This is a genomic window from Candidatus Tisiphia endosymbiont of Xenochironomus xenolabis (assembly GCF_964264705.1).
Taxonomy (GTDB): Bacteria; Pseudomonadota; Alphaproteobacteria; order Rickettsiales; family Rickettsiaceae; genus Tisiphia.
The window spans coordinates 147,073-173,152 of the sequence record NZ_OZ183473.1 but is presented as its reverse complement, the minus strand read 5'-3'; the positions used below and the strand labels follow the sequence as shown (position 1 = coordinate 173,152).

Sequence of the window (26,080 nt, the reverse complement as noted above, 5' to 3'; positions counted from 1 at the left end):
TGTTAGTGAGGAGTTCATTAAAATTTAAGTTGAATATAAGCTATTAACAATATAATATGGAGATGTTGAAATTAGATAAGATACAATGATTACTATTACTTTTCCAGATGGAACACAAAAGCAATTTACAAAAAATATTACGGGGTTGGAGATAGCTAGTCAAATCTCTACTTCTCTAGCAAAAGATGCTTTGGTTATTGAGGTAAATAATGAGCTAAAGGACTTAAGCTTGCCGATAGAATTTGATTGTAATTTAAGAATTCTAACCTATAAAGATTCTAAATGCTTAGAGGTAATACGTCATGATGCTGCTCATATAACAGCGGAGGCAGTTAAAGAATTATTTCCCAATATCCAGGTAACTATAGGGCCAGCTATTGAAAATGGCTTTTTTTATGATTTTGCTAAGGAGCAACCTTTTTCATCGGAAGATTTGCTGAAGATAGAAGCAAAAATGCATGAGATTGTTAAAAGAAATGAGAAAATCACTAGAGAAGTATGGAATCGTGATCAAGCTATAGAATTCTTTAAATCAATTGGTGAACATTATAAAGCTGAGATAATCTCGGAAATTCCGGACAATGAGGATATTACCTTATACCGGCAAGGTAATTTTATTGATCTTTGTCGTGGTCCGCATGCTCCATCAACTGGCTTCATTAAACATTTTAAATTAATGAAAGTAGCAGGAGCATATTGGCGAGGTGATAGTAAAAATCCTATGCTACAAAGAATCTATGGTACAGCTTGGGCAACAAAAGAGCAGTTGGACAATTATCTGTATATGCTTGAAGAGGCAGAGAAACGTGATCATAGAAAATTAGGGCGGGAACTTGATTTGTTCCATTTTCAGGAAGAAGCTCAAGGTATGGTATTTTGGCATGATAAGGGTTGGAGCATATACCGCATTATCGAACAATATATCAGAAATAAAATTAGAAAAATGGGGTATATTGAGGTAAAAACTCCGGTACTTGTTGATAAAAGCTTGTGGGAATCTTCTGGTCACTGGGAGAAATTTAGGGAAGATATGTTTGCTCTAAATCTTGCTGATGATAAAACGCTGGCTATGAAACCAATGAATTGTCCATGTCATGTGCAGATTTTTAAGCAAGGTATCAAAAGTTATCGAGATTTACCATTGCGTATGTCTGAATTTGGTTTATGTCATAGAAACGAGGCATCTGGAGCATTGCATGGTTTGATGAGAGTAAAGGCTTTTAGGCAAGATGATGCCCATATTTTCTGTACCGAAGAGCAAATTAACAGTGAGACAGTAAAATTTTGTAGTCTCTTAACCGAGATTTATAAAGATTTTGGTTTTTCGGATATAAAAATTAAATTTTCAGATCGTCCTAAGGTAAGGGCTGGCAGTGATGAAGTTTGGGATAAAGCCGAAAATGCTCTAAAAAATGCCGTAAAAGAAGCCGGTTATTCTTACATATTAAACCCTGGTGATGGGGCATTTTATGGGCCAAAACTAGATTTTTGTCTTAAAGATTCAATAGGTAGAGAATGGCAATGCGGTACTCTACAGGTTGATTTTGTCTTACCAGAACGTCTTGATGCCCACTATGTTGCAGCAAACGGTGAGAAAAATAGACCAGTAATGTTGCATAGGGCTGTAATTGGTTCTTTTGAACGATTCATTGGTATATTAATTGAAGAATATGCCGGACGATTCCCTCTATGGTTAGCTCCTGTACAAGTAGCTATTGCTACTATCACTAGTGATTTAAATGATTATGCACTTGAGGTGCATAAATTATTGGTTAGTGAAGGGGTAAGGTCAGATATTGATATTTCGCCTGAAAAGATTAATTATAAAATACGTTGTTTTTCTAATGATAAAGTGCCTATAATAGCTGTTGTTGGTAAACAGGAAATGGCAAATAATACTGTGACTATAAGACAACTCGGATATGATCAACAAGAAATTATTTCTTTAGAAAATCTAGTAAAGCTTGTGAAAGATCAGAATACCCGCTATTTAACGTAAGTGGTATTTTGAATATAGCTAAATGTCATTGCGAGTCCACTCACTCCTTCATTGCGAGGAGCTGCAAAGTGGCAACGAAGCAATCCATAAAGGTAATTAAAAATGGATTGCTTCGTCGGCTCACGCCTTCTCGCAATGACGGTTGTGCTTGTAGTTTGTCATTGCGAGCGAACATATGTGAGCGAAGCAATCCATTCTTCATTAAGAAATAGATTACTTCAATGCTACTAAAGTAGCTTCTCGCAATGACAGTTGAGGTTTATGTACTCCTTGCAATGACGAGTTAACTAGAATGGGTTAGTTATATGCTCAAAATAATTTGAGTAATAATATAATTTTATTTAAACAATAATTATGGAGAAGTTTTATTTCTGGAGTTAAGAGCAGTAATTTTCCGAAGGCTAATAGGGAAATTAGGGCTAGTCAAGTTCGTTTAGTCGGTGAAAATGGTGAGATGCTTGGCATCGTCAGTATTAGGGAAGCTTTGGAGTATGCCGAAAAGGCTGCTTTAGATTTAGTAGAAATTTCACCAAATGCTGAGCCTCCTGTCTGTAAGATATTGAATTTTGGTAAGTTTAAATATGATAGTAAAAAGCGTATTCAAGATTCTAGGAAAAAACAAAGAATTATTGTCCTTAAAGAGATGAAGTTTAAGCCAAACATTAGTCAGGGTGATTTTGATGTGAAGCTTCGTAAAATCAAGGATTTTTTGAAGGAAGGTGACAAAGTAAAAATCTCCTTATGGTTCAAAGGTAGAGAGATTATCCATAACGATATTGGTATGAAGTTATTTGACCTTATATTGTTAGAACTAGAAGGTTTGGCTAAGATTGATTCTGCTCCTAAAATGGAGGGTAAACAGATAATTATGTTAGTCAGTCCTAATACCATAAAAATACCAACGAACTAATTAGAACTAATATTATGCCAATTAAGATTCTCATGCCTGCTCTATCCCCAACTATGACTGAAGGGAATGTTAGCAAATGGCTAAAAAAAGAAGGAGATAAGGTTGTTCCAGGGGATGTTATAGCAGAAATAGAGACAGATAAAGCTACTATGGAAGTGGAATCTGTAGATGAAGGGGTTCTTGCTAAAATAATTGTACCACAAGGTACAGAGAATGTAGCGGTCAACTCACTTATTGCTGTATTACTTGAAGAAGGTGAAGATATAAGCTTATTGGATAATTTTATAGCAAGTAGTGATAATGTAGCTAAATCATCTGAAAAGCCGGCAATAGTTGTAGAGGAAAGTAAATCAGTTAATTTAACTCCGGAAAACAAAACAATAAAAGATACTGCTAGAGTATATGCCTCGCCTTTGGCTAGAAGATTAGCAGCTATTGATAATATTGATTTGTCAAATATTCAAGGTAGTGGACCACATGGTAGAATAATTAAAAAAGATGTATTATCCTACTTAGTGCAACCAACAAATAGTGGTAAGATTAGGGCGGTGAACAGAAATAACCAGGAGTACAGGTCTGTCCCCAATAACAATATTCGTAAAATCATCGCTAAACGTTTGCTTGAATCTAAACAAACCATTCCACATTTCTATCTCTCAATAGAATGTAATATGGATAAGTTGCTTGATATTAGAGAAGATATCAATAAATCGCTGATAGAAGAGAGTAATATTAAAATTTCTGTCAATGATTTTGTTATTTTAGCAGTAGCCAAAGCTCTAAAAATTGTACCGGAAGCAAATGCCAGTTGGGATGAATCTGCTATTCGATATTATAATAACGTTGATGTATCAGTTGCTGTAGCAATCGATAACGGTCTTATAACACCTATCGTCAGAAATGCCGATCAAAAAGATTTGGTGACATTATCCCGCGAATTACAAACTCTTATAAAAAAAGCCCGGGATAATAAATTAACTCCTGAAGAATTTCAAGGGGGTGGTTTTTCCGTCTCTAACCTAGGTATGTACGGTGTTAAGAGCTTTAATGCTATAATAAATCCACCACAAAGCTGTATCCTAGCAATAGGAGCAAGTTCAAAACGTCCAATAGTTGACAATGATCAGATAAAAATTGCTACTATGATGGATGTTAGCCTTTCTTCTGATCACAGAGTTGTTGATGGTGCTGTTGGAGCCAAATTTTTGACTTCATTCAAAAAATTTATAGAAAGCCCTGCATTGATGCTTATATAATTTCTGATTTGCATCTTATCTTCATCACAACTTAAAACTTAAATCATAGAATAAATTATGAGCTTTTCTGATAATCTAGTAAAAATCTTAAACAAATATGAAGAAATATCAAAAAAATTAAGCACTGGTATAGTCGGAGAAGAATTTATCAAAGCATCGAAGGAATATGCTGGACTAGAGCCAATTGTTCAAACAATTAATGAATATAATAATTCTATAGCCGAGTTACGCGATATCAAAGAAATGGCACAAGAGCCAAATTTAGACCATGATACGCAGTCGATGATATATGATGAAATACATCGTTTAGAAGCTCTGATGCCTAAACTAGAAAGGGCGGTAAAACTTTCTTTGTTACCAAAAGACGAAGCTGATACAAAAAATGCTATTATCGAGGTAAGAGCTGGTAGCGGTGGAGAAGAAGCGGCATTATTTGCAGCAACTTTATTTAATATGTATCACAGATACGCCGAATTAAAAAGCTGGCGTTTTGAAATATTATCAATCTCAGATACTGGTATTGGCGGATATAAAGAAGCATCAGCCCTGATTCAAGGACGCGATGTATTCTCTAAACTTAAATTCGAATCAGGCGTCCACCGAGTGCAAAGAGTCCCTGAGACTGAGTCAAGTGGGAGAATCCATACTTCGGCAGCTACCGTTGCTGTCTTGCCTGAAGCAGAAGATGTAGACGTTAAGATCGATGACAAAGATTTACGAATTGATACATATCGAGCATCGGGAGCAGGTGGACAACATGTCAATACCACAGAATCAGCGGTAAGAATTACCCATTTACCAACTGGTATTGTCGTTGCCTTACAAGACGAAAAATCACAGCATAAAAATAAAGCTAAGGCTATGAAAATTCTTCGTTCTAGGGTTTATGAAGCAGAGCGATATAAAAAAGATATGGAAAGAGCCGAAGTACGTAAAGGTCAAGTTGGTTCTGGTGATAGATCGGAAAGAATTCGTACCTATAATTTCCCACAAGGTAGAGTCTCTGACCATAGAATTAACTTAACTCTCTATAAAATAGAAGATGTCGTAAAAAATGGACAGTTAGACGAATTTATTGAAGCTTTAATATCAGCTGATGAGGCAAAAAAACTTTCAGAAGTTTAAATATACTCAAATGATTTGAGTATATTTAGCTTATCCGTATATTAGTGAGATCACTTAAGATATCCCAAACGTCATTGCGAGGAGTACATAAGACCCAACCATCATTGCGAGGAGGTGTAAGCCGACTAAGCAATCCATAAAAATTAATAATATGGACAATTGCTTCGTTGCCGCAAAGCTGCTCCTCACAATGACGCTTGGCGATTTTTTATTCATCATAGGAAAATAGTAAAAAAAATGTAGGGTACTATAAAGAAAAAGACCCAATCCATTAATCTACAAAACCCCTTTTGGAAAAAATATGTCCTTCTGATTGATTATAATTTACAATATATATATTGCATTTATTTGTATATTAAGTAATATATATATTGTAAATATTTATTGAATTATTTTTATGGATTGGAATATACGGAAACTTACTTGTAAACAGTTAATGTATCAATTAACTCCTTTAAATGGCTTTATAACACCTCCAACAGGTTGGCTAAAAACGATACGTAAAGCAATTGGGATGAGTACTGCTCAATTAGCTAAAAAATGTGCTGTAAGCACACAGCGTATTTTACGCATAGAGCAGGATGAAATCCTTGGACGTACTACTTTAACCACATTAGAAAAAACAGCCGAGCAACTTGGATGTAGATTAGTATATGCTTTTGTACCAAAGAAGGATTTTTTAAAGATAATTGAAGAACAAGCTGAAAAAAAAGCTTTAGAAAAGTTAAATAGGATATCACATTCAATGGTACTTGAGGATCAGAAAGTAGTAAATAAAATGCAAAAAGACCAACTTGATTTATTAAAAGATCAGCTAATGAGAAAAAATATAAAATCTTTATGGGAATGAAATGCAGTTTGTTTATCCAATTGGGGCAACACCGCTTAATAATGATGAAATATACAATTTGATACCCAAACATTTGACTACCCAGAATGAATTAAATGAATGGGAACAATATAATATTGTAATAGGAGAAGAATGAGCATTTAAACATAAGAGAAACCAAATATTTTTAATAAAGTTTGCTCAAGATATGCATAAGAAAATGTTTAATAAAACTTGGACTTGGGCTGGCAAATTTAGACAGCATCAAACTAATATAGGAATAGAAAGCATCTATATAAGACAAGAATTAAAGATGTTATTTGATGACACAATTTATTTAATAGAAAATAAAACGTATGGAATAAGGGAAATAGCGGTTAGACTACATCATAGACTAGGCTCTGTGAACAAAATTTTAATTGTTTAGATTTTGAGTATTTTTAAGCGAAAATTAATAAGATTTTTGCCGGAATAGTTAGTTCTATTTCAAAAAAATCTTATAATTTGCAGCTAAAAAGAGTCGAAATCTAGTAATTTAAATTTTGTTCACAGAGCCTAACGGGTTAATATAATTAATCACTTGAACTCTTGAGCCTGTTAACTATAGCATATATTTCTTTCTTGCTGTAGCTTTTGCCAAAATTTTCATTAGCCGTATCTGTAATACTTTTGGCACTCCATCCTTTAGATAAGTACAAATGTATAAATTTTTCTAAGTCATCTGCTAGATTAGCTGCATTAGCATCTTCAGAAACACCGGAAATTAGCAATACTATTTCCCCTTTGATAATATTCTGTTTATAGAAATTTATAACGTTTTCTATTAATCCTGACTTTACTTCTTGGTGCAATTTAGTAAGTTCACGTGCTATACATATTTCTCTATTGCCAAAAACAGCAAGAGCAGTATGTAACGATTGCTCTATTCTGCTAGCAGTTTCAAAAAAAATCAAAGTTGCTTTTATGCTAGATAATTCTGTGAAAATCTTCTTTTTACCTTCAATGGTTTTTGGTAAGAATCCAGCAAATAAAAAACGATCTGACGGTAATCCAGAAATGGGTATAGCGGTAGTTAATGCAGAAACGCCAGGTATAACATCTATGTGATAATTAAGTTTTCTCAACTGCCTAACTAATTTATAACCAGGGTCAGAAATTAACGGTGTTCCAGCATCAGATATTAGGCTGACTATTGCTCCATTATCAATGAGCTTGCAGATAATCTCTCTTGACTGGTTATCACTATGATCATTATATACTTGTAACTTGGTCTTTATATTATGTTTTACTAGTAATTTTTTTGATATTCTGGTATGCTCGCACAGTATTACTGTAGAGTTTTTTAGTGCTTCTAAAGCCCGAAATGTTATATCATCTAAGTTACCAATAGGTGTTGAAACAATATATAGTCCTGGTTTAAAGATCATGATTTAACCCCAATTGCCAATTATCCCTAATTAAGATAAAGTAAGTATTATGAACAGTATAAAGCAAAAATTTTTAAATATCACCTTATCATTTATATGTCTTGTCTCTTTATTTTCTTGCCAATCTAATAAAGAGCCTATTGTTACTCCTACAACGAAAGAAGTTGTGCAAGAAACTCTAGAAGTGGCAATTTTAATGCCTCTAACGGGAGAAAATTCTACATTAGGTAGACAATATAACCAATTAATTAAAATGGGTCTAGAAGATGGTTTAAAAACTTATGTCCATGTCACTTCTTATGATGGCTCTAATGAGCAGCAGGTACTTGCTGCAATGGATAAAATATTAGCTCGTAAAACAAAAATTATTCTAGGACCATTATATTCAAACCTTACTTCTCTAATTGCCAATAAAGCTAAAACGCATAACATTTTTATAATTACCATGTCTAATAATCCTGTATTGGCAGACCAGAAACTTTTGGTATTTGGGCATGCTCCATCAAAGCAGCTTACAAAAATAATTAATTACTTTGCAGATAATGATTATAAAAATTTTATTGCCCTGCTACCTTCAGGGCGTCATGCACAAACAACAAATCAACTTATTCAAAATATACTAATTCAGAAAAATTCTACCTTAGTGCGGAGTGAATTTTATGCTAATATACCAGAATCAATAGAAAAAGCGGTGTTAACTGTCTCAAATACTGTTGATAATTTAAATGAAATGGAGGATACAGAAACTAAACCTGTAATTTATCTGTCGGATGATGGTAAAAATCTAAATTTGCTTTTTGATAGTATTCATAAGCATAATTTAGATAAAAAAGCAATTATAATAGGCGATAACAGAATAAATATTGATTATTCTGAACCGGTGGATATTATCTTTACTGGTTCATTAAATATTGTAAATAGTAATATAATAGAGAGAGCTAAAAATATAGGCATTAATCATTTATCTTTCATGCACGCTGTGGCTTATGATTTAGGAAAAATAACATCAAAATATATAGATACTAACTTTACGGAAGAACGATTTTTAGCAGCGTTGAATAGTACAGCTCCATATATTGGTATATCAGGTAATATTCACTTTATCGATTCAATAGCCCAAAGAGAGTACGATATAATTAAGAAAGAAAATGGCTTGTATAGCACTATTTCAAAAAGTGCTGACAATTTTTAATACAGTGTTGTTTATTGCTATACCATAGGTTACTGTAAACGACATAGATGTAAACTATAAGTGTTCATCATTCATTATTCAAATCTAATAGAATAGTATAAGAAACTAATGCAGGTGTAGAACCTAGCACCTGCATTATTTTCAGGTGCCAATTTCTTAAGTCATTTTAGTATATAACATTAAAAACCGAAGCAGAACTTGTCTTGTAGAGAAATTTTTAATATACTACAAATATACTCAAATCATTTGAGTATACAAAATAAAATTACGTTTATACTATGTCCATTAGGTTGATATTAGCCCTATATTTGTTTTGCCTTTTTCCTTTATATTCATATGCTAATATGGATGCGGAAATTGCTGAATCACATAAATGTTCAAAGATGTTTCCTTACTTCGAAAAAACACACCAAATTCCTCCTGATACCCTACACTCAATAGCTTTAAAAGAATCTGGCAAAAAACATACTGAACATAAAATCATGGTGGTTTGGCCTTGGACTGTCAATGTTGAGGGGAAAGGGTATCATTTTAATACTAAAAGAGACGCGATAGCTTTTGTAAAAAATCAAATTATTCAAGGCAAAGAAAATATTGATGTAGGATGCATGCAAATTAACCTAAAACACCATTTAAAGGCGTTTAACTCCTTAAATCAGGCTTTTGATCCTGAGCAAAACGTTGCTTATGGTGCTAAATTTCTCAAAGCTAAATATGATCAGTTAGGTAGTTGGCACAAAGCCATCGCCTATTACCATTCAGCTACCCATGATCTTGGCTATAAATATAAACAAGATGTTATCAAGATTGCTAACAATATGGACTTGTATAAAAATTCTGTTAATATGTATAGTGGGAATTACCCTAATAATATCGCTACAACGACCCCAACAAATAAACGAAGACCTTCATTTGTAAGTAATATTAGGAAATATAAGAGTGGTATTATGGTAGCACTACCACGAGCTAGCTAGATTTAGGTAACAATTATATTTGATCGTGATAAGTTAAAATTTAACCGTGAAAAAGTGATTCATAATATCGCTAAATGTTGGTTTTTTCAACATGCAGCAGAAGATATTATTGAACGTTTGAGTATTATTGATAAAAAATTTCCCCATATTCTAGATTTAGGGGGGCGTACTGGTCAATTAACAAAACTATTAGTGCAGAACTATAACTATGCTATAATTGTAGTGACTAATGCATCTAATACTATGTTACAATCCTTTGAGCATAATCAAAAATTGCTACTTGATGAAGAAAATTTACCTCTTGAAACAGCTAGTTTTGATCTAGTAACTTTTTCCTTAGGTTTACATTGGATCAATGATGTACAAAATTTTCTGTCACAAATAAAACGTATTTTAAAACCAGATGGTCTATTTATTGCTAATTTTATCGGTGGTAACAGCCTAAAGGAACTACGAATGAAATTTATCGAAGCTGAAATAGCAGCAAATCGCCCTCACTTCCAACATGTTTCCCCTTTTATACATTTTGATCACGTCACACCTTTGTTACAACAAGCAGGATTTACAGAGATTATCGTTGATTATGAAAATATTCAGTTGAGCTATAACAGTCCTTTAGATTTTATTAGAGAGCTAAAGAATATTGGAGAATCTGGGGCATTACTGCAAAACCCTCATAACCTAATATCAAAGCAAATGCTTTCTATTCTAAGTAATACTACGTCGACTTTCACCGAACAAATTAATATAATTAGTTTCATTGCCTCTCCGACTAAGAATAGCATAAAAACTTGTTACCTCCTAAATTGACATTTATAGCTCAGTACACGACAAGAAGATTAAGGAGAGGATAACGTCTAACCAATTGTCGATTTTTAGAGCAGTAACAGTTTGAAGATCGTAAGTCATTTTAGATTTTCTATTTGAGATTTACTTAACTTAGTGTATTTAATAATTTTTTCCATCAACTCATTGTTTAATAGCATTTCTTTTGCCATAGATATTCTTTCTTCCGCTCTACCTTCTACTCTACCTTCCTCTTTACCTTCCTCTTTACCTTCCTCTTTACCTTCCGCTCTACCTTTATCCTCAAATTTCCTGATAGTATTAGCTTCGATACGCAGCCATTTGAGATGGCCTTCATAAGCCTCTCTTTCTTCATCAGTAAAGTTCATAACATTTAGCACTGTTAGAGCTTTTTTTAAGGCAATGTTGTCCAGTTCTTTAGGCAAATTATCTTTGTTAAGTAGATCATGTCTTGTTAAAAAAGCTAACCACATATCTAGAGGGTCTTTTACTTTTTTCAGTATATCCGCTAATTCCTCATGAGAATTATCAGTAAACTTATTAAGCTCAATAGTATGTAATTCGAGATCCTTGAAATATAACAAGCCACTATCTTTTTCGACTATATGGAAAACATTGTGATATTTATCTACTTTAGGAATAGAAGTAAAATTAAGTATATGAATACCAATGGCTTTGCTTAAGGTCGAATAGTCCTGAGCTACCTTTAATTGCTCAGTATATAATTTAGCCTAGTAATATAAAGCTCGCTTATCATAATCAGCTTCGTCGCTAATTTGAATCTCAATATTGAACCTTTTGCCATCAACAGATTTGGCTTTAACGTCTAATATTGACAGTTTATCATTCTTAAAGTTTTTAGGGTTATATGGATTAAGCAAAGTTACCTCTGCCACTTGATCCTCTTGTCCAACGATAGAATTAATCAAGGATATCAGCAAATCCTTATTCTCTTCTACACCAAATATCTTTTTGAAAGCTAAATCCACGCGAGGAGTTATTTTATCCATATATATGCTGCTATTAGTAGTTATTAGTACCTAAGAAACAGTATAGCACACAAACTATAAAGCACTAAGTAATATAATGTGAAAAATAGATAATTGGTTAGGCGTTATCCACTCTTTTTTCCTCTCCTTAATCTTTTTGTCGTGTACTGAGCATTTATAGTCAATTCAGGGGAATTTGAGGCTAGGAACGATGGAGCGACGCCTATAAGTAATAGGCGAGCTACGAGTGACGACGTCCCCAACTTCTCATCAATTGACTATAGCTAATTAAGATAAATATTATTGCTAATAAAGCACATATATCGCCATATTGGGAGTATAAAGTTTCATATTTCAGTTTATTTGGTAATAAACTATCTATATAACCTACTTCATTGAGAGTTCGTTGTTGAATAATTCTACCTACCGGGTCTATTACAGCCGATATACCATTATTAGCTGTTCTAAGCATAGGAAGACCGTTTTCTATACTACGCATACGACTAATTTGTAAATGTTGGTATGGACCAGAAGAGTTTCCATACCATGTATCATTAGTAACGTTAATAATCACATCTGAAAGTTTATTACTCGTTTGAACGAGATTTGGAAAGATTGCTTCATAACAAATAAGAGGTTTTATGGTTATAGCAGGTTGGTCAATACTAACCAATTGTTTGCTTCCTTCAGTATAATCTAATAACCCAGGGGTTAATTTCTTCAATGGTAATATCCATTTAAGAGGCATATACTCACCAAATGGCACTAAATGAGATTTATGATATTCAAATAATTTGTCCCCTTCTTTTGTTAAAGCGTATAAACTTGTATAAATTTCAAAATCATCTCCCTGTTTACCATTATTTGTTATACCACCAGTAATTAAAATTGCCTTTTTATTTTCTAGCATCTTTAATATTTTCCTTTTGATTGGTTTATAGTCATATGGTACTACCATAGCGGCCTCCGACCATATAATTAGGTCTACGTCACCTGGTTTTTCAGATAATGCAATATGAAGATTTAAATTTTTCCAAAATTCTTCAACGTCCCATTTAGCAATTTGTGGAATAGTTGGCTGAACTAATCGAACTTTTATATTTGAGAAATCGCTAGGATTGTTATGTAACCTTAATAAACCGTAGGAAGTTATTAGAGAAAATATTATTAATGAATTCACTAATAATATTTTTAATAGATTATATTGTTTAGTAAATAGGTGATAAAAACTAGTTGATATATATATTACAATAAAACTTAAACCATATATTCCTATAATACTAGAAGACTGGATGAGAGTATCGGAAAATGAAAAAGCGTATCCAAGTAAATTCCACGGCAATCCGGTAAATATCCATGATCTTACCCATTCAAAAAATACCCAATAAAGGCAAAATATAAACTGATATAAATTATTATTCTTCGCTAAAAACCCTAAACCGCAGGTTATAGCGATGAAACAAGCAAGAATAACTGGTAAACCAAATAACGCCAATGGTATCGCCCACCAAAATTCATCAATATAAACAGTGACCCCTATACTAATCCAGTACATATTGACTAAAAAATGCCCAAAACCAAATATAAAGCCTAATATAGAGGCTTCTTGCCAACTATTAGCAATTTGTACTTGATAACATAGTAGTGCCAAGAAAAATAACCCAGGTACGAAGAAAGTTGGAGCAAAAACTAAACCGCTAACCATACCTGAAATAAGTAGAAATATTTTGGATAAAAACATTAGTGCTATCTATTATTAGTGTTATACTTTGGTTATATTTTAAAAGTTATTTACAAAAATATACATAATGCTATTGTTTGAGCAAGGTCTAATTATAAAGTATGGAGAATATATGCAAATTGTGGGTTTACTTGATGGTAAAAAAGGACTAATTACAGGCGTCGCTAATAATTTGTCAATATCTTGGGCTATTGCTCAAATGACCAAAGAACATGGTGCTGACTTAGCCCTTACCTATCAAGGAGAAATGCTTGAAAAACGCGTTAAGCCCCTTGCTGAGGAAATTGGTTGTAATTTTGTTGCTCCATGTGACGTAACCGATGAACAGTCACTTGATAATTTATTTAAACTTATTGAACAAAAATGGGGAAAGCTTGATTTTTTAGTTCATTCTATAGCTTTTTCTGATCGAAATGAATTAAAAGGTAGATATATAGATACCACATTACCTAATTTTCTTAATAGTATGAATATATCATGTTATTCTCTAACTGCTATGGCAAAGCGTGCAGAACCTTTGATGAAAGATGGTGGGAGTATCCTGACTCTAACTTATTATGGCTCCCAAAAGGTGGTTCGTAATTATAATGTGATGGGACTTGCTAAAGCTGCATTAGAATGCAGTGTAAGATATCTTGCAACTGATATGGGGTCAAATAACATCCGAGTGAATGCCATATCAGCTGGCCCTATTAAAACTCTAGCATCTAGTGGTATTAGTGATTTTAAAACTATGCTCACTTCCCATGAGGCTACTTCACCGTTACGCAGAAATATTTCGCCTAGTGATGTTGCAGGGTCTGCTTTATACCTGCTGAGTAGCTTATCATCAGGAGTTACCGGTGAGATACATTATGTAGATTGTGGGTTTAACACTATAATAGGAACTAATAATGGACTAATAGAATGAACCTACCCGATAATACAAGAAAAAAATAATATATAATAGCAAAAAAACTGAATACAGTCAGTCCATTATATATGGTCGGGGCAGAGAGATTTGAACTCCCGACCCTCTGGTCCCAAACCAGATGCGCTACCAGACTGCGCTATGCCCCGAATAAATGATAAAAATTAAACACTAGTACTAAGTAGATTGGTATTGTTTAATTATATAGACTATAATACAAGCCAAATCAATTTTTTTGTTTTAAAAATTCAGCATATTTATAAAATGTCTTCATTACATACCTCAATATTAACCATATTTCCAGAAATGTTTCCTGGATCTTTACAATATTCCCTTGCAGGGCAAGCCTTAAAAAAAGGTATTTGGTCTTATAATGTGGTTAATATAAAAGATTTTGGGTTAACTAGACATAAAAATGTTGACGATGAAGCTTATGGCGGTGGTAGCGGACTGATAATGCGTCCGGATGTACTTGGTAGTTGTTTAGATAATGTTTTGTCTTCAAGTCCTAATACCCCAATATATTACCCATCACCAAGAGGAAAATTATTTAACCAAAATATTGCTCATCAAATTATACAAGAAAAACAAATAATAATTTTATGTGGACGATTTGAAGGGATTGACGAACGTATAATTGAAGAGTATAATGTTAGAGAAATTAGTATAGGGGATTATATTTTATCTGGTGGCGAGGTAGCAGCCCTTACTATTCTCGACTGTTTGATTAGACTACTTCCGAATGTATTAGCAAACCAAGATACATTGCAATCAGAGTCTTTTGAGAAAAATGGTGAATTTGCTGGATTGCTTGAATGCCCTTTATATACGAGACCAGTAAAATGGAAAAACAGAGAAGTTCCAAGTGTTTTGTTGTCTGGTAATCATCAGTTAATTAGAGATTGGAAAAGTAATCAGTCTATGGAGATTACTAAAAAACGTAGACCAGATTTATTAAATTTTATAGGAGTTTAAAGCGATGAATATTATTGAGCAATTTGAACAACAGCAAATTGCAAAACTAACCGAAAATAAAGAAATCCCTGATTTTAAGGCGGGAGATACTGTAAAGGTCACTGTAAAGATAATTGACCGGACAGTCGAAAAAGATGGCAAGGAAAAATTGTTAGAGAGACTGCAAGCATATGAAGGTGTGGTAATTGCTAGAAGAAATAGTGGAGTTGCCTCTTCTTGCGTAGTTCGTAAGGTCAGTCATGGTGAAGGCGTAGAGAGACGATTTATGATTTTCTCACCGATGGTACATGCAATTGAAGTTGTAAAATATGGTGTAGTACGTCGTGCTAAACTCTATTACCTAAGAAACCTAAGTGGTAAAGCAGCTAGAATTAAAGAAAAACTTCAAGTAAACACTAAAAAAATAAATAAGAAAAAAGTTGTTGCTTAAGAAGGATACAGCTATCTCGCAAGGTGCATATACGTCTTTAGCAAGACCATGTAGTGGTTGTGGCAATCCATTTCTAATTACTTTCCTGGATTGCTTCGTCGGCTACGCCTTCTCGCAATGACTTTTAAGATATAATACATCTCATTAATTTTGTGTGCATCACTTAGGAGGCAACCTCCTAAGGCTTAAGCAACTCTTTAGCTGCTTTTAGGCTCGCATCGGTAATGGATTTTCCTGAAATCATGCGAGCAAGCTCAGCTTGTCTTTCCTGAAGATTCAGGCTTTTTACCGTAATTTTAGTAGTTTCATCCAATTGTAGTTTGTTGACAATAATATGCTGATCTGCTTTACCTGCTACTTGAGGTTGGTGAGTAATAACAATTACTTGGGCAATAGAGCTAAGCTTTTTAAGTTTTTCTCCAACTTTATCAGCCACAATACCACCAATTCCGGTATCTATCTCATCAAAAATAATAATGTCTTTCAGTGATTTATCAAAGAGACAAGTTTTTAGTGCTAACATAAACCTTGATAATTCGCCACCAGAAGCAATTTTATCAATAGGTGCAAGTTGCATACCTGGATTTGTTGAGGCAACGAAACGTATATTATCAATACCATCAGACATCTTGCATAATAGCATCTGACTAGTTCTACCTTCCGTATTTTGCTTAATTTCTTCTAAAAACTCCTCGCTTATGTTTAATTCTGCAAAATTTTTATTATTGGTTTGGTTGGAAGGATTATTTTTAGGTGCTATTTCTACTTTAAAAATCGCCTTTTCCATTTTAAGCTGTTCAAGCTCTTTTTGTACAGCTAATTCTAGATTTTTTGCACTAATAGAACGCTTGTATGATAAAGCTTCAGCTAGTTCAAAATATTTTTTATGTTCTGCTAGCTTATTAATATCTAGGATTTTAACATTATTGATTTTATTTTTAAGGGCATTTAATTGTTGATTAGAATTATCAAAAAATTCAGGTATTTTATCGCAAGAAATATTATATTTTCGTGCTATATCACGAATTTTAAATAGCCTTTCTTCCACTTCGTCTAAGTTAAATTCATTTCTATCAATGTTATTAATAATATTCTGTAATTTTATACGTGCTTCTTCTAAGCTATTATAGCAATCATCTAAATTTAATGAAATAGAGGCAAATTCTTCGTTTTGCTGTAAGTTACGGTTTATCAAACGTTGAGCATTATTAATTGACTTATTAATTTCAGGGACTTCAAGATATGATAATATATCTTGGGTCACTTGTATTTCTTTATCACGATTTTGTAAACTACGCCTTATAGTAACAAGCTTTTCTTCTTCTCCTGTTTGATAATCAAGAGCTTCTAATTCTTTGGTAACAAAGGTTAAATAATCTATTTCTTGTTCTATAGCATCTTTATCTCTGGTAACTTTATTGATTTCTTTGGTAGTTGTCTGTAAAATATCAAAATGTTTTGATAATTCAGACCTTAAATTTACAAGCCCTCCATAATCGTCCAAAATGTTAATATGGAAGGAAGGGCTAAGAAGAGAAGTATGACTATTTTGCCCATGAAGTTCAAATAAATAATCTGCTACTTGTTGCAAGGTACTTATCGTTACTACTTGATCATTAATAAGAAATTTCTTACGGTTGTTAGGTTTTTGAATACGTTTTATTAATAATTCCTGGTCATACTCAATATTAAATTGCTCCAAAAGCTTTTTTAAATCATCATTGAGAGTGAAGGTCGTAGCAACCGAACAGTAATCACTCCCATGTTTTATTACATTATCAGAGAATTTGTTACCTAAAGAGAACAAAATTGCATCTAGCAAAATAGACTTACCAGCTCCGGTTTCTCCGGTAATTACACATAGCCCCTTTTCAAACTCTATCTCCAATTCGTCTATCAGAATAAAGTTCTTAACCGAAAGACTTTGTAACATTATATTTCATTCTTTTAAAGAGTTATTAATTAGTGAGTAGCAATATTTATACCAAGTACTGTCCGGATAGTTATGACCGAGTACCGCGGCATATTTCTTTGCTTCATTGCTAAGACCTAGCATTAAATAACTTTCCACTAAGCGATAAAGTGCTTCTGGTATATGTGATGTAGTTTGGTAATTATCGACGATAAGCTGGAATCTATTAATAGCAGCTATAGGGTTATTTTGTTTGAGATAATAACGACCTACGTCCATTTCTTTACCTGCTAAATGATCATTTACTAAATCAATTTTTAAAGCTGCATCAATTGAATATTTTGTTTTTGGGAAAAGTCTTATCACATCTTCAAAACTCTTTTTAGCTAAAAAGGTTCTTGATTGATCAAGTTGTACATTCGAGACTTGCATATAATAGGATAATGCCTTTAGGTAATAGGCATATGCAATATCTTCATGCATTGGATGAAGCTTAATAAAGATATCCAGTACATCTACTGCTTCTTCATACTGACCTCCGAGGAATAAAGAATATGACTGCATCAACTCAGCTTGAGGAGTCATTTTATTACCAGGATCTTGATAAAAAATCCTCGAAAATTCTTCGGCAGCTTTCAAATATTGTTGCTTTTCCAGTAAAATAAGACCATCATTGTATAATTCTGGAGCTGGAACTATTAAGTCTTCGTCCGTCTTCTTAGTTTTACAACCAGATAGGATTAAGCAGGTAGTGATTGTATAAAATAATAATTTTGCTAATTTCATCATAGAACTTGATAAGTTTTTTAAACTTAATTTATACACGAAACATCAGGAATTATACAAGATTATTTTAAAAATTATTATTTAACATAGATTTTGAGAGTTATTAAACTTATCCTAGGTAAGTCTATTTATTGGTACCTCTGGCCGGACTTGAACCAGCACGCCTTTTGAGCTGTAGATTTTGAGTCTACCGTGTCTACCATTCCACCACAGAGGCTTTGTCAACAAAATAGCTATATCTTTGTACTATGTAAATAAGTTATTGAATTAAAACTAAAATAATATTTCAGAATTTTCTTCTGTCAATAAACTTCTATAAGACATATTTAGAATTTTCTTCTTGAAAATAAAAGGTTTGCATCCTATACTATATAATATAAATAACAACATATTCATGGGGTTTCTTATGATTGATTATACAAAAACTTTTACTGCCACTCAGAAAACATATGATGCGGGGCTGAGGGAGTACATGCTGAAAGTCTATAATTATATGGCTTTGGCTTTGGTGTTAACTGGAGTAACAGCTTTTGCTACTATATCATTCGATCCATTGACCAGGCTTTTATTTCAGACTGCACCAAATGGACAATTTATAGGCAATACTGGTTTGGGAACGTTGGTAATGATTTCTCCTGTAGGAATTGCTTTGTACTTCTTTATGGGATTCGGCAAGATGAGCTTAGATACTACTAAAGTGTTATTTTGGGTTTATGCTGCTTTAACTGGTATGTCTCTAGCATCTCTTGGGTTTATCTATACAGGAGAGTCAATTGCTCGAACTTTCTTTATCTGCTCATCTGTTTTTGGAGCAATGAGTCTTTATGGATACAGTACCAATAGAGATTTAACATCAATGGGATCATTTGTTATTATGGGATTGTTTGGTCTTCTCATTGTATCATTGGTTAACATGTTCTTACAAAGCTCTGCTATATATTTCGCAACATCTCTAATTGGGGTTGCTGTATTTATGGGGCTTATTGCATGGGATACTCAAAAAATTAAGTCGATGTATTTTATGTCTGGTGGTGGAGAATTAGGACAAAAAATGTCTATAATGGCTGCTTTTAGCTTATATTTAGACTTTATCAACTTGTTCTTATATCTTCTAAGATTCTTTGGTAATAGAAGAAACTAGAACTGACGTCATTGCGAGGAAGGCGAAGCCGACGAAGCAATCCATAAAAGTAACCAAAAATGGATTGCCACGACCTACTTGCGTGGTCTTGCAATGACGTTGAAAGATATTGCAAGCCTCAAAGCCTAATAAAACTAGTTTTGATGGTATAATCTTTATTAGGTCCTAAAATCTTATAACTCAAGTCAAAAGAATCTTTATTTAAGAATATGTAACTAGCTTGATAAATATCCAAGTTACACTGATGTATAGCTTCAGCCTGGCAAGGACTACCCGAGATAAAATGCATTTGGTAAAATAAAGTATTGTTATTCTCATTAACAAAATACTTTACAATTTTGTCTTGTTCTAGAGAGTATATATATTCCTTAAAGGCTTTTACCTTAGTGCTACTACCGTGATAGTTGACATCAAGTTCTTCTCTATATAATATAGATGGATATTTTGAATATATAGGCTTTTTATCCTCTATAAAATAAGCAATTCCTTTAGCTGTGCCATAATTACCTAAAATTCTCGTAATAGTATAGGTTCCAACTAGGTTGTAGAATATATAGTCAATTGATGGGAAGTTGGTGACGTCGTTGCTCAATGCTCGCCTATTACTTATAGGCGTCGCTCCATCGTTCCTAGTCCCAAATTCCCCTGCATTGACTATATGTATCATTTCCCTAATTCCTTAGCGTCCTTATACAATAACCTATCAATAGCATTTTCTTTACCAATTATAGCGATAATTTCAAAAACACTTGGGGAAGTAGTCATACCTGTCATTAAAGACCTAATGGGTGACATGATATCTGCAAGTTTAATATTATTATCCTTGGCAATTTCTTTAAATTTTATTTGAATTGAGTCTTTATCAAAATTTGCTAGATTCTCCAATTCCTTTATAACTTGTCCCACCAAATTTTTATCACAATTATTGATCAGTTCTTTAGCTTCTTCAGAATAGATAATAGGAACATTAACTAAATAAATCCTAGCTAGTTTTGCTAATTCGACTAAATTGGTACTTCTTATTTTCAAACTTGGCATTGCTTGTCTAATATATTCCTTTTCTTTCTCAGTAACTTGATAATTTTCTTGTAGACTCTGACAAGTCATTTCTGTTAATGTTTGGTCATCAAGCTGACGTAAATAATGAGAATTTAAACTATCCATTTTGGCAAAATCAAGACGAGCTGGTGATTTACCTAGCCCATCAAGGTCAAACCATTCTATAGCTTGGGATCTTGAAATAATCTCGTCATCTTTATGACTCCAGCCTAATCTTAGTAAATAATTGCACAAACTCTCAGGTAAATACCCCATATCTTGGTAAGCCTTTACTCCAAGAGCCCCATGTCTTTTAGATAATTTCGCTCCATCATCTCCATGTATTAACGGTATATGTACCATATGTGGTACAGACCAGCCAAAAGCTTGATAAAGTATTTTTTGACGAGCCGCATTAGTTAAATGGTCATCCCCCCTGATAATATGGCTAATCTGCATATCGTGATCATCCACCACTACCGCTAACATATAAGTAGCAGTACCGTCGCTACGTAACAACACCATATCATCAAGGTGCGAATTTTCAGTAGTAACATCTCCTTGTAAAGCGTCATGAATAATTGTTTGCCCAGTTTTTGGGGCTTTCAAGCGGATAACGGGGATACTTTTCTGCTCCTGCGAATTAGAAGGTGGTACATCCCGCCAAGGGCTTTCGAACAAAAAATGTTGTTTATTAGCTATGGCACTATCTCGCTGTCTATCTATTTCTTGTTGAGAAGTAAAGCAATAATAAGCTTTCCCCTCATCTACTAACTTCAGAGCAGCTTGTTTGTATAAATCATTTCTTTTAGACTGAAAAACTACTTCTCCATCCCAGTTTAAACCAAGCCATTTCAAGCCGGAAAATATAGCATCTACTGCATCTTTGGTTGATCTTGCTTGATCAGTATCCTCAATTCGCAGCAAAAATTTACCGTTATGGTGCTTAGCAAATAAATAATTAAACAATGCCGTCCTTGCTCCGCCAATATGCAAAAAGCCAGTAGGAGATGGAGCAAATCTAGTAATTATAGTCATATTTTCCTTTATTTAGTTAAGTAAGCAAAATAATTTACATCTATATCATCACTCAACTGCCAACGTCCATTAACGATATTATAGGTTAAGCCTTTGAGTTCTTTAAGCCCAATATTATTATCATTGAACATCGAGTAAATTTCCGATGGTTTAAGAAATTTACTATGATCATGGGTGTTTTTGGGTACCCAATTAAGTAGGTATTCTGCCATCAAAATAGCTAGCATATATGATTTCACTGTACGATTAATCGTTGAAATTATAATCATACCATTTGGTTTTACTAAGCTAGCCAGGTTTTTTATAAAATCACCAGGGTTATCTATATGCTCTATTACTTCTAAACACAGCACCACATCATACTTATACTGTTTTTTATTTAAATCATCTGAATATACTAACTCCTCAATAGTTGATTTAAGATATTGTATATTCAAATTTTGTTCCGAGGCATACTGTACTGCAATATCTATATTACTTTGTAGAGCATCTATGCCGGTAACTATGCCATTTAATTTACAGAGAGGAGAGGTAATTAATCCTCCTCCACATCCTACATCTAGAATTTCTAAATTTGAACAAGGTAATATGTCATCCTGCACGTTAAAATGCTCTTTTATCTTGTCTATTATGTAACCAATACGAATTGGATTTATTTTATGAAGAATTTTAAATTCTCCATCTTTCTGCCACCATTGGCTAGAAATCTTACTAAATTTTTCTAGCTCTATTTGATTAATAGAAGATTTTGTAGACATATTCCTTTACTGGTTATAATATTACTAATATTATAACTAACCCGAATAAGTTCTAGAATCTCAAACGTTATTGCGAGGAGACGTAAGCTGACGAAGCAATCCATTTTTGGTTACTTTTATAGATTGTCGCGTCGCTAATAGACAGAGTAATATTAATCGGGTTAGCTATACAATAATATATACCACAAAAATAATTAAGCACTAAGTGCTATTCTCAACTTATTTATTAAAAATCGTATTAAATGCCTCTAATAATATTAACTATAATTCTAATCAGTTTAATTTTTGCCCCTCTTGGTTGTCTAAGTTTATGGAAAAAATATATTTATTTTGGTGATGGTCTGTCACATGCTAGTTTACTGGCTGGAAGTATTACTATTCTGATCCATTTGCCTGTTGTTTATTCGGGGTTAGTTGTCGCTATTATTTTTGCTATCTTAGTATTCACCCTAAAAAATAGGTCAGGTGGTAGTAGTGTAGTAATTTTAGTATCAAATTTTATGTTATCTTTGGCTTTGGTAGTAAGTTATATGTACCCACTACAGATTAAAATTACTAGCCTATTATTTGGCGATATTTTATCTAGCTCCTTAAATGATATATTAATTTTATCAAGCATATTTGTGTCAGTTATTTTTTTCATTTGCTATTTCTACCGTCAAATTATTCTAATTGTAATTAATAGAGATATTGCTCAAATTAAAGGAATAAAAGTAAGAACCATTGAATTGGCATTTTTGTTACTTTTATCTTTATCAGTATTCTCAACTATTAAAATTGTTGGAGCACTGCTCGTCACTAGTATCTTGCTAATTCCAGCCATGACGGCTAGGATGATTTCTAGTAACCCTGCTCAAATGATTATCAATTCAGTTATCATAGCTTTAACTGTAAATTTCCTTGGTTTAACAGCATCATTATACCTTGATGTACCAATTACACCAATAATTACTGTAATAAATACCATGGTTTATTGTTTGTTCCATATAATTTTACGAGCCAACAAAGTAGGCTTTTCTAGATCATGGTAATTAGTTACAGTCAATAGTTGATATAGCACCCCTACTAATGCGAGTATAGGATAAGGAAAGTTTAGAAGTATAGGAAGGATAAGGGTTGCAAGTAATGAAGCTTAAAGCTTTGTGAGCTAATGACTATAATATTATATTTTTATTTATCACCTTGTCGTGATTTTAAAAATTACTATCTATATCACCTATCATACAAATACAATTTATGCTCAGATTGAACTATAGTCAATTGATGAGAAGTTGGTGACGTCGTTACTCGTCGCTCGCCTATTATATATAGGCTTCGCTCCATCGCTCCTAGCACCAATTTCTCCTGAATTGACTATAGCTAAAGATCATTGCCAGGAGGCACAAAGCTAGAGCGAAGCAATCTAATGAATGTGGATTGCCACGCTCACATACGTTCGCTCGCAATTATGACTTTTTAAATTTAAGCTTATGTGTTCCATCTACCCAATCCTTCTGAATTGACTATATACATTAAATAAGTCACAATTAATAAAAATTCATAAATTTTTTACAAACTATTTAAAACCTTCTTGACTCTATAATTATAGTACAATATCCTAAAAATTCCATATAATCCCAAATTATCCCAAATATGACCAAATCTAATTATGGAATAATTTGTACAGGGTATGGTTATATGGCTAATTTGATTTGTATTTAATCGGATAATGTCTTTCATTCCCGCGTAGGCGGGAATCTAGACCCCGCACTGAAGCAGGGGTGACACTAAGGCAAGCAGGGATGACACTACCAATTATTGGAAGGTAAATAGGTAAATGAATATTTTTTTGTCAAAATATATAAATAATCTTGATAAGAAAGGTAGGGTTTCGGTACCTGCTAGCTATAGAGCAGCTTTGTCTAGCCAGTCATTTAATGGGGTTATTGTCTATCCGTCTTTTAGAAATAAGTGTATTGAAGCGTGTAGTTTAAAGAGGCTTGAGGAGTTAAGCCAAATGATTCAAACCTTAGACCCATATTCTGAGGAACGAGATGCTTTTGAAACAATCATTCTTGGCGAGGCTATCCAACTTGCGTTTGATGGTGAGGGTAGGGTGATTTTGCCTAAATCTTTAATAGAGCATTCTGACATATCAGAGCAGGTTTGTTTTGTAGGAAAGGGATTAGTTTTCGAAATTTGGCAGCCGCAAAATTTTGAGACCTATCTTTCTTCAGCTCGGCAAATTGCTCAAAATAACCGTTTAACTCTTAAGAATATTAATAAGGAAATATGATACAAGAGTCCTCTCATACAGCTGTGATGTTAAATGAAGTTAAGGAAGTCTTGTGTCCTAAAGATGGTGGAATTTATCTGGATTGCACTTTTGGTTTTGGTGGTTATAGTAGAATGATACTCGATTCTTGTAATTGTCAATTAGTGGCAATTGATCGTGATCCAAATGTTATAACTTACGCCAATCAGTTGATAAAAGATTATCCTGGTAGAGTGAGATTTATTCAAACAGGGTTTGCTGAAAGCTTTTCAGAATTAGGTTCATTGAAATTTGACGGCATAGTTATGGATTTAGGGGTTTCTTCTATGCAGATTGATTCTGGCGATAGGGGATTTTCCTTTACTCATGATGGTCCACTCGATATGAGAATGAGTGGAGTAGGGCAGAGTGCTGCAGATTTTATAAATAATGCTGATGAACAAGAAATAGCTGATGTGATTTATAAATATGGCGATGAGTCTTATTCTCGAAGAATCGCTAAAAGAATTGTAGAACATAGGAGGTTAGAGCCTATTAGCAATACAGCAAGGTTTGCTCATATTGTTCGTAGTAGTATAGGTTTTCGAAAAGGTAAGATAGATACTGCTACCAAGAGTTTTCAAGCAATTCGCATTTACATTAATGATGAATTGGGTCAATTAGAAAGATTTCTAAGTAATAGCAAAAATATTCTATCAGCAAATGGTCGCCTAGTAATTGTCTCATTTCACTCATTAGAAGACCGAATTGTTAAGAATTTTTTTAAAGCAAATTCTGCTAAGTTAGTTGCCAGGTCTAAATATGCGGCAAAGGTTTTTACTAAAGAAAATTCTAAGGAATGGCTTAAGATTATTACAAAGAAGCCATTATGTCCATCGTCTAGAGAAATTGCACTTAATCCAAGAGCAAGGTCTGCAAAGTTAAGGGCTGGACAGAAAATAGAGGGTGCTATATATGGCGGTTAGAATATTTAGTTATATAGCTGTCTGTACTATAATTTTTTCCATTTATGGGTTATTTAGAGTAAAAGATAAGGTTATTATCTTACATTATCAGCTTGGAGAGGTTTCAAAACAACTGATTGATGAGAGTAATAGAATTCACGTGTTAAAAGTCGAACAATCATACCTTACTTCTCCAGCTAGACTAAGAAAATTATCATCACTTTATTTACAATTAGATACTGTTAAAGTTAAGCAAATGATTAGTGATCCTTTAATGCCTGAAAGTAAGAAATATGCCAAGTCTCATGAAGTGAGTGGTTCATATTTTAATAAAACCAATGTTAAGTGGCGTTATAAAACAACTCCTAATAGTAAATATATAAAAACTGTTTCAACTAAAAAATCAGAGTATATTCGATGAAAGGTACTCTTTTTGCCTATGAATACGCCATTGTAAGGAGGCGTAAGCCGATGAGGCAATCTAATGAGTGTGGATTGCCACGACCATTTCATGGTCTCGCAATGACGGAAGGACTTCTTACCCACTGGTCATTGCGAGGAGGTACTTTAGTACCGACGAAGCAATCCAGGAAAGTGATTAGGAATGGATTGCTTTGTTCGAGTTTCGTGGTTCATCGCAATGAC

The 26,080-nt window shown here is 33.4% G+C and carries 25 protein-coding genes, 2 tRNA genes and 2 pseudogenes; 19 read left to right on the top strand and 10 right to left on the bottom strand.

Features of this window, described 5'->3' with window-relative positions; translation table 11 throughout:
* Positions 1–85 precede the first annotated feature (85 nt).
* The 7 genes from thrS (at position 86) to ACFELY_RS00830 (ending at position 6,546) form a co-directional block, all read left to right on the top strand.
* A complete protein-coding gene (thrS, locus tag ACFELY_RS00860; RefSeq protein ID WP_375333371.1) occupies positions 86–1,999 on the top strand; it encodes a threonine--tRNA ligase in 1,914 nt (637 codons plus the stop codon).
* Positions 2,000–2,366: 367 nt separating this feature from the next.
* On the top strand, positions 2,367–2,909 hold the full coding sequence (gene infC / locus ACFELY_RS00855) for a translation initiation factor IF-3 (protein WP_094648938.1): 543 nt from the start codon (positions 2,367–2,369) through the stop codon (positions 2,907–2,909).
* Between the two features lie 14 nt (positions 2,910–2,923).
* Complete coding sequence (locus tag ACFELY_RS00850) at positions 2,924–4,165, top strand: pyruvate dehydrogenase complex dihydrolipoamide acetyltransferase (protein ID WP_341749232.1); 1,242 nt, start codon at positions 2,924–2,926, stop codon at positions 4,163–4,165.
* Between the two features lie 57 nt (positions 4,166–4,222).
* Positions 4,223–5,290, top strand: coding sequence for a peptide chain release factor 1 (gene prfA, locus ACFELY_RS00845; RefSeq protein WP_094648936.1), 1,068 nt, complete (start codon positions 4,223–4,225; stop codon positions 5,288–5,290).
* A 397-nt stretch (positions 5,291–5,687) separates the two neighbouring features.
* Complete coding sequence (locus ACFELY_RS00840) at positions 5,688–6,140, top strand: mobile mystery protein A (RefSeq protein WP_341758937.1); 453 nt, start codon at positions 5,688–5,690, stop codon at positions 6,138–6,140.
* Between the two features lies 1 nt (position 6,141).
* Positions 6,142–6,276 carry a hypothetical protein gene (locus ACFELY_RS00835; protein ID WP_341758938.1) on the top strand — a complete coding sequence of 45 codons (135 nt, stop codon included), beginning with the start codon at positions 6,142–6,144 and terminating at the stop codon, positions 6,274–6,276.
* Between the two features lie 63 nt (positions 6,277–6,339).
* Complete coding sequence (locus ACFELY_RS00830) at positions 6,340–6,546, top strand: hypothetical protein (RefSeq protein WP_375333370.1); 207 nt, start codon at positions 6,340–6,342, stop codon at positions 6,544–6,546.
* 145 nt (positions 6,547–6,691) lie between these two features.
* Here the strand turns inward: ACFELY_RS00830 and rsmI are convergent, their stop codons facing one another.
* On the bottom strand, positions 6,692–7,546 hold the full coding sequence (gene rsmI / locus ACFELY_RS00825) for a 16S rRNA (cytidine(1402)-2'-O)-methyltransferase (protein ID WP_375333369.1): 855 nt from the start codon (positions 7,544–7,546) through the stop codon (positions 6,692–6,694).
* A 49-nt stretch (positions 7,547–7,595) separates the two neighbouring features.
* Between rsmI and ACFELY_RS00820 the strand changes: the two genes are divergently transcribed.
* The 3 genes from ACFELY_RS00820 (at position 7,596) to ACFELY_RS00810 (ending at position 10,522) form a co-directional block, all read left to right on the top strand.
* Positions 7,596–8,738 (top strand): penicillin-binding protein activator, encoded by a 1,143-nt coding sequence (locus ACFELY_RS00820; RefSeq protein ID WP_375333368.1) that lies wholly within the window; start codon positions 7,596–7,598, stop codon positions 8,736–8,738.
* Positions 8,739–9,082: 344 nt separating this feature from the next.
* Complete coding sequence (locus tag ACFELY_RS00815; protein ID WP_375333367.1) at positions 9,083–9,712, top strand: lytic transglycosylase domain-containing protein; 630 nt, start codon at positions 9,083–9,085, stop codon at positions 9,710–9,712.
* A gap of 66 nt (positions 9,713–9,778) precedes the next feature.
* Positions 9,779–10,522, top strand: a complete 744-nt coding sequence (locus ACFELY_RS00810) for a methyltransferase domain-containing protein (RefSeq protein ID WP_375334091.1) — start codon at positions 9,779–9,781, stop codon at positions 10,520–10,522.
* Positions 10,523–10,617: 95 nt separating this feature from the next.
* Here the strand turns inward: ACFELY_RS00810 and ACFELY_RS00805 are convergent.
* Both ACFELY_RS00805 and lnt read right to left on the bottom strand, forming a co-directional pair.
* Positions 10,618–11,529 (bottom strand): annotated as a pseudogene (locus tag ACFELY_RS00805) (Rpn family recombination-promoting nuclease/putative transposase).
* A 220-nt stretch (positions 11,530–11,749) separates the two neighbouring features.
* Positions 11,750–13,249, bottom strand: a complete 1,500-nt coding sequence (gene lnt, locus ACFELY_RS00795; RefSeq protein WP_375333366.1) for an apolipoprotein N-acyltransferase — start codon at positions 13,247–13,249, stop codon at positions 11,750–11,752.
* A gap of 112 nt (positions 13,250–13,361) precedes the next feature.
* Here lnt and ACFELY_RS00790 point away from each other — a divergent pair, with 112 nt between their 5' ends.
* Positions 13,362–14,159, top strand: a complete 798-nt coding sequence (locus ACFELY_RS00790; RefSeq protein WP_375330325.1) for an enoyl-ACP reductase — start codon at positions 13,362–13,364, stop codon at positions 14,157–14,159.
* A 72-nt stretch (positions 14,160–14,231) separates the two neighbouring features.
* Here ACFELY_RS00790 and ACFELY_RS00785 read toward each other — a convergent pair.
* Positions 14,232–14,308: transfer RNA gene (locus ACFELY_RS00785), tRNA-Pro, on the bottom strand.
* Positions 14,309–14,423: 115 nt separating this feature from the next.
* Between ACFELY_RS00785 and trmD the strand changes: the two genes are divergently transcribed.
* On the top strand, positions 14,424–15,134 hold the full coding sequence (gene trmD, locus ACFELY_RS00780) for a tRNA (guanosine(37)-N1)-methyltransferase TrmD (RefSeq protein WP_341748588.1): 711 nt from the start codon (positions 14,424–14,426) through the stop codon (positions 15,132–15,134).
* A 4-nt stretch (positions 15,135–15,138) separates the two neighbouring features.
* Positions 15,139–15,564 carry a 50S ribosomal protein L19 gene (gene rplS, locus ACFELY_RS00775; RefSeq protein WP_341748589.1) on the top strand — a complete coding sequence of 142 codons (426 nt, stop codon included), beginning with the start codon at positions 15,139–15,141 and terminating at the stop codon, positions 15,562–15,564.
* Between the two features lie 178 nt (positions 15,565–15,742).
* Here rplS and recN read toward each other — a convergent pair whose 3' ends face one another.
* The 3 genes from recN to ACFELY_RS00760 all read right to left on the bottom strand — a co-directional run bounded on the left by recN (position 15,743) and on the right by ACFELY_RS00760 (position 18,479).
* Positions 15,743–17,497, bottom strand: coding sequence for a DNA repair protein RecN (gene recN, locus ACFELY_RS00770; protein WP_375333365.1), 1,755 nt, complete (start codon positions 17,495–17,497; stop codon positions 15,743–15,745).
* Positions 17,498–17,503: 6 nt separating this feature from the next.
* The gene (locus tag ACFELY_RS00765) at positions 17,504–18,262 is read right to left on the bottom strand and encodes an outer membrane protein assembly factor BamD (protein WP_375334090.1); all 759 of its coding nucleotides are present in this window, start codon (positions 18,260–18,262) and stop codon (positions 17,504–17,506) included.
* 132 nt (positions 18,263–18,394) lie between these two features.
* A tRNA-Leu gene (locus ACFELY_RS00760) sits at positions 18,395–18,479 on the bottom strand.
* A 189-nt stretch (positions 18,480–18,668) separates the two neighbouring features.
* Here ACFELY_RS00760 and ACFELY_RS00755 point away from each other — a divergent pair.
* Positions 18,669–19,403 carry a Bax inhibitor-1/YccA family protein gene (locus ACFELY_RS00755; protein ID WP_341758950.1) on the top strand — a complete coding sequence of 245 codons (735 nt, stop codon included), beginning with the start codon at positions 18,669–18,671 and terminating at the stop codon, positions 19,401–19,403.
* Positions 19,404–19,521: 118 nt separating this feature from the next.
* Here the strand turns inward: ACFELY_RS00755 and ACFELY_RS00750 are convergent, their stop codons facing one another.
* The 3 genes from ACFELY_RS00750 to ubiG are packed head-to-tail and all read right to left on the bottom strand — an operon-like array spanning position 19,522 to position 22,237.
* A complete protein-coding gene (locus tag ACFELY_RS00750; RefSeq protein ID WP_375333364.1) occupies positions 19,522–20,070 on the bottom strand; it encodes a DUF6314 family protein in 549 nt (182 codons plus the stop codon).
* Positions 20,067–21,479: a glutamate--tRNA ligase gene (gene gltX / locus ACFELY_RS00745; protein WP_375333363.1), complete on the bottom strand. Its 1,413-nt coding sequence runs from the start codon at positions 21,477–21,479 to the stop codon at positions 20,067–20,069. The genes ACFELY_RS00750 and gltX overlap by 4 nt, the downstream gene beginning before the upstream one ends.
* Positions 21,480–21,487: 8 nt before the next feature.
* On the bottom strand, positions 21,488–22,237 hold the full coding sequence (gene ubiG, locus ACFELY_RS00740) for a bifunctional 2-polyprenyl-6-hydroxyphenol methylase/3-demethylubiquinol 3-O-methyltransferase UbiG (protein ID WP_375333362.1): 750 nt from the start codon (positions 22,235–22,237) through the stop codon (positions 21,488–21,490).
* 242 nt (positions 22,238–22,479) lie between these two features.
* On the opposite strand from ubiG, the gene ACFELY_RS00735 reads away from it, so the two are divergent.
* From ACFELY_RS00735 to ACFELY_RS00710, 5 genes and pseudogenes are all read left to right on the top strand, one after another.
* Positions 22,480–23,268, top strand: a complete 789-nt coding sequence (locus ACFELY_RS00735; protein ID WP_341758954.1) for a metal ABC transporter permease — start codon at positions 22,480–22,482, stop codon at positions 23,266–23,268.
* A gap of 119 nt (positions 23,269–23,387) precedes the next feature.
* Positions 23,388–23,468 (top strand): annotated as a pseudogene (locus ACFELY_RS00730) (IS982 family transposase); the annotation flags it as partial.
* Positions 23,469–24,053: 585 nt separating this feature from the next.
* Positions 24,054–24,512 (top strand): division/cell wall cluster transcriptional repressor MraZ, encoded by a 459-nt coding sequence (gene mraZ, locus ACFELY_RS00720; RefSeq protein ID WP_094649792.1) that lies wholly within the window; start codon positions 24,054–24,056, stop codon positions 24,510–24,512.
* Positions 24,509–25,456, top strand: coding sequence for a 16S rRNA (cytosine(1402)-N(4))-methyltransferase RsmH (rsmH, locus tag ACFELY_RS00715; protein WP_375333361.1), 948 nt, complete (start codon positions 24,509–24,511; stop codon positions 25,454–25,456). Before mraZ ends, rsmH begins: the two co-directional genes overlap by 4 nt.
* Positions 25,446–25,856 (top strand): hypothetical protein, encoded by a 411-nt coding sequence (locus tag ACFELY_RS00710; protein WP_094649794.1) that lies wholly within the window; start codon positions 25,446–25,448, stop codon positions 25,854–25,856. The genes rsmH and ACFELY_RS00710 overlap by 11 nt, the downstream gene beginning before the upstream one ends.
* Positions 25,857–26,080: the final 224 nt, after the last annotated feature.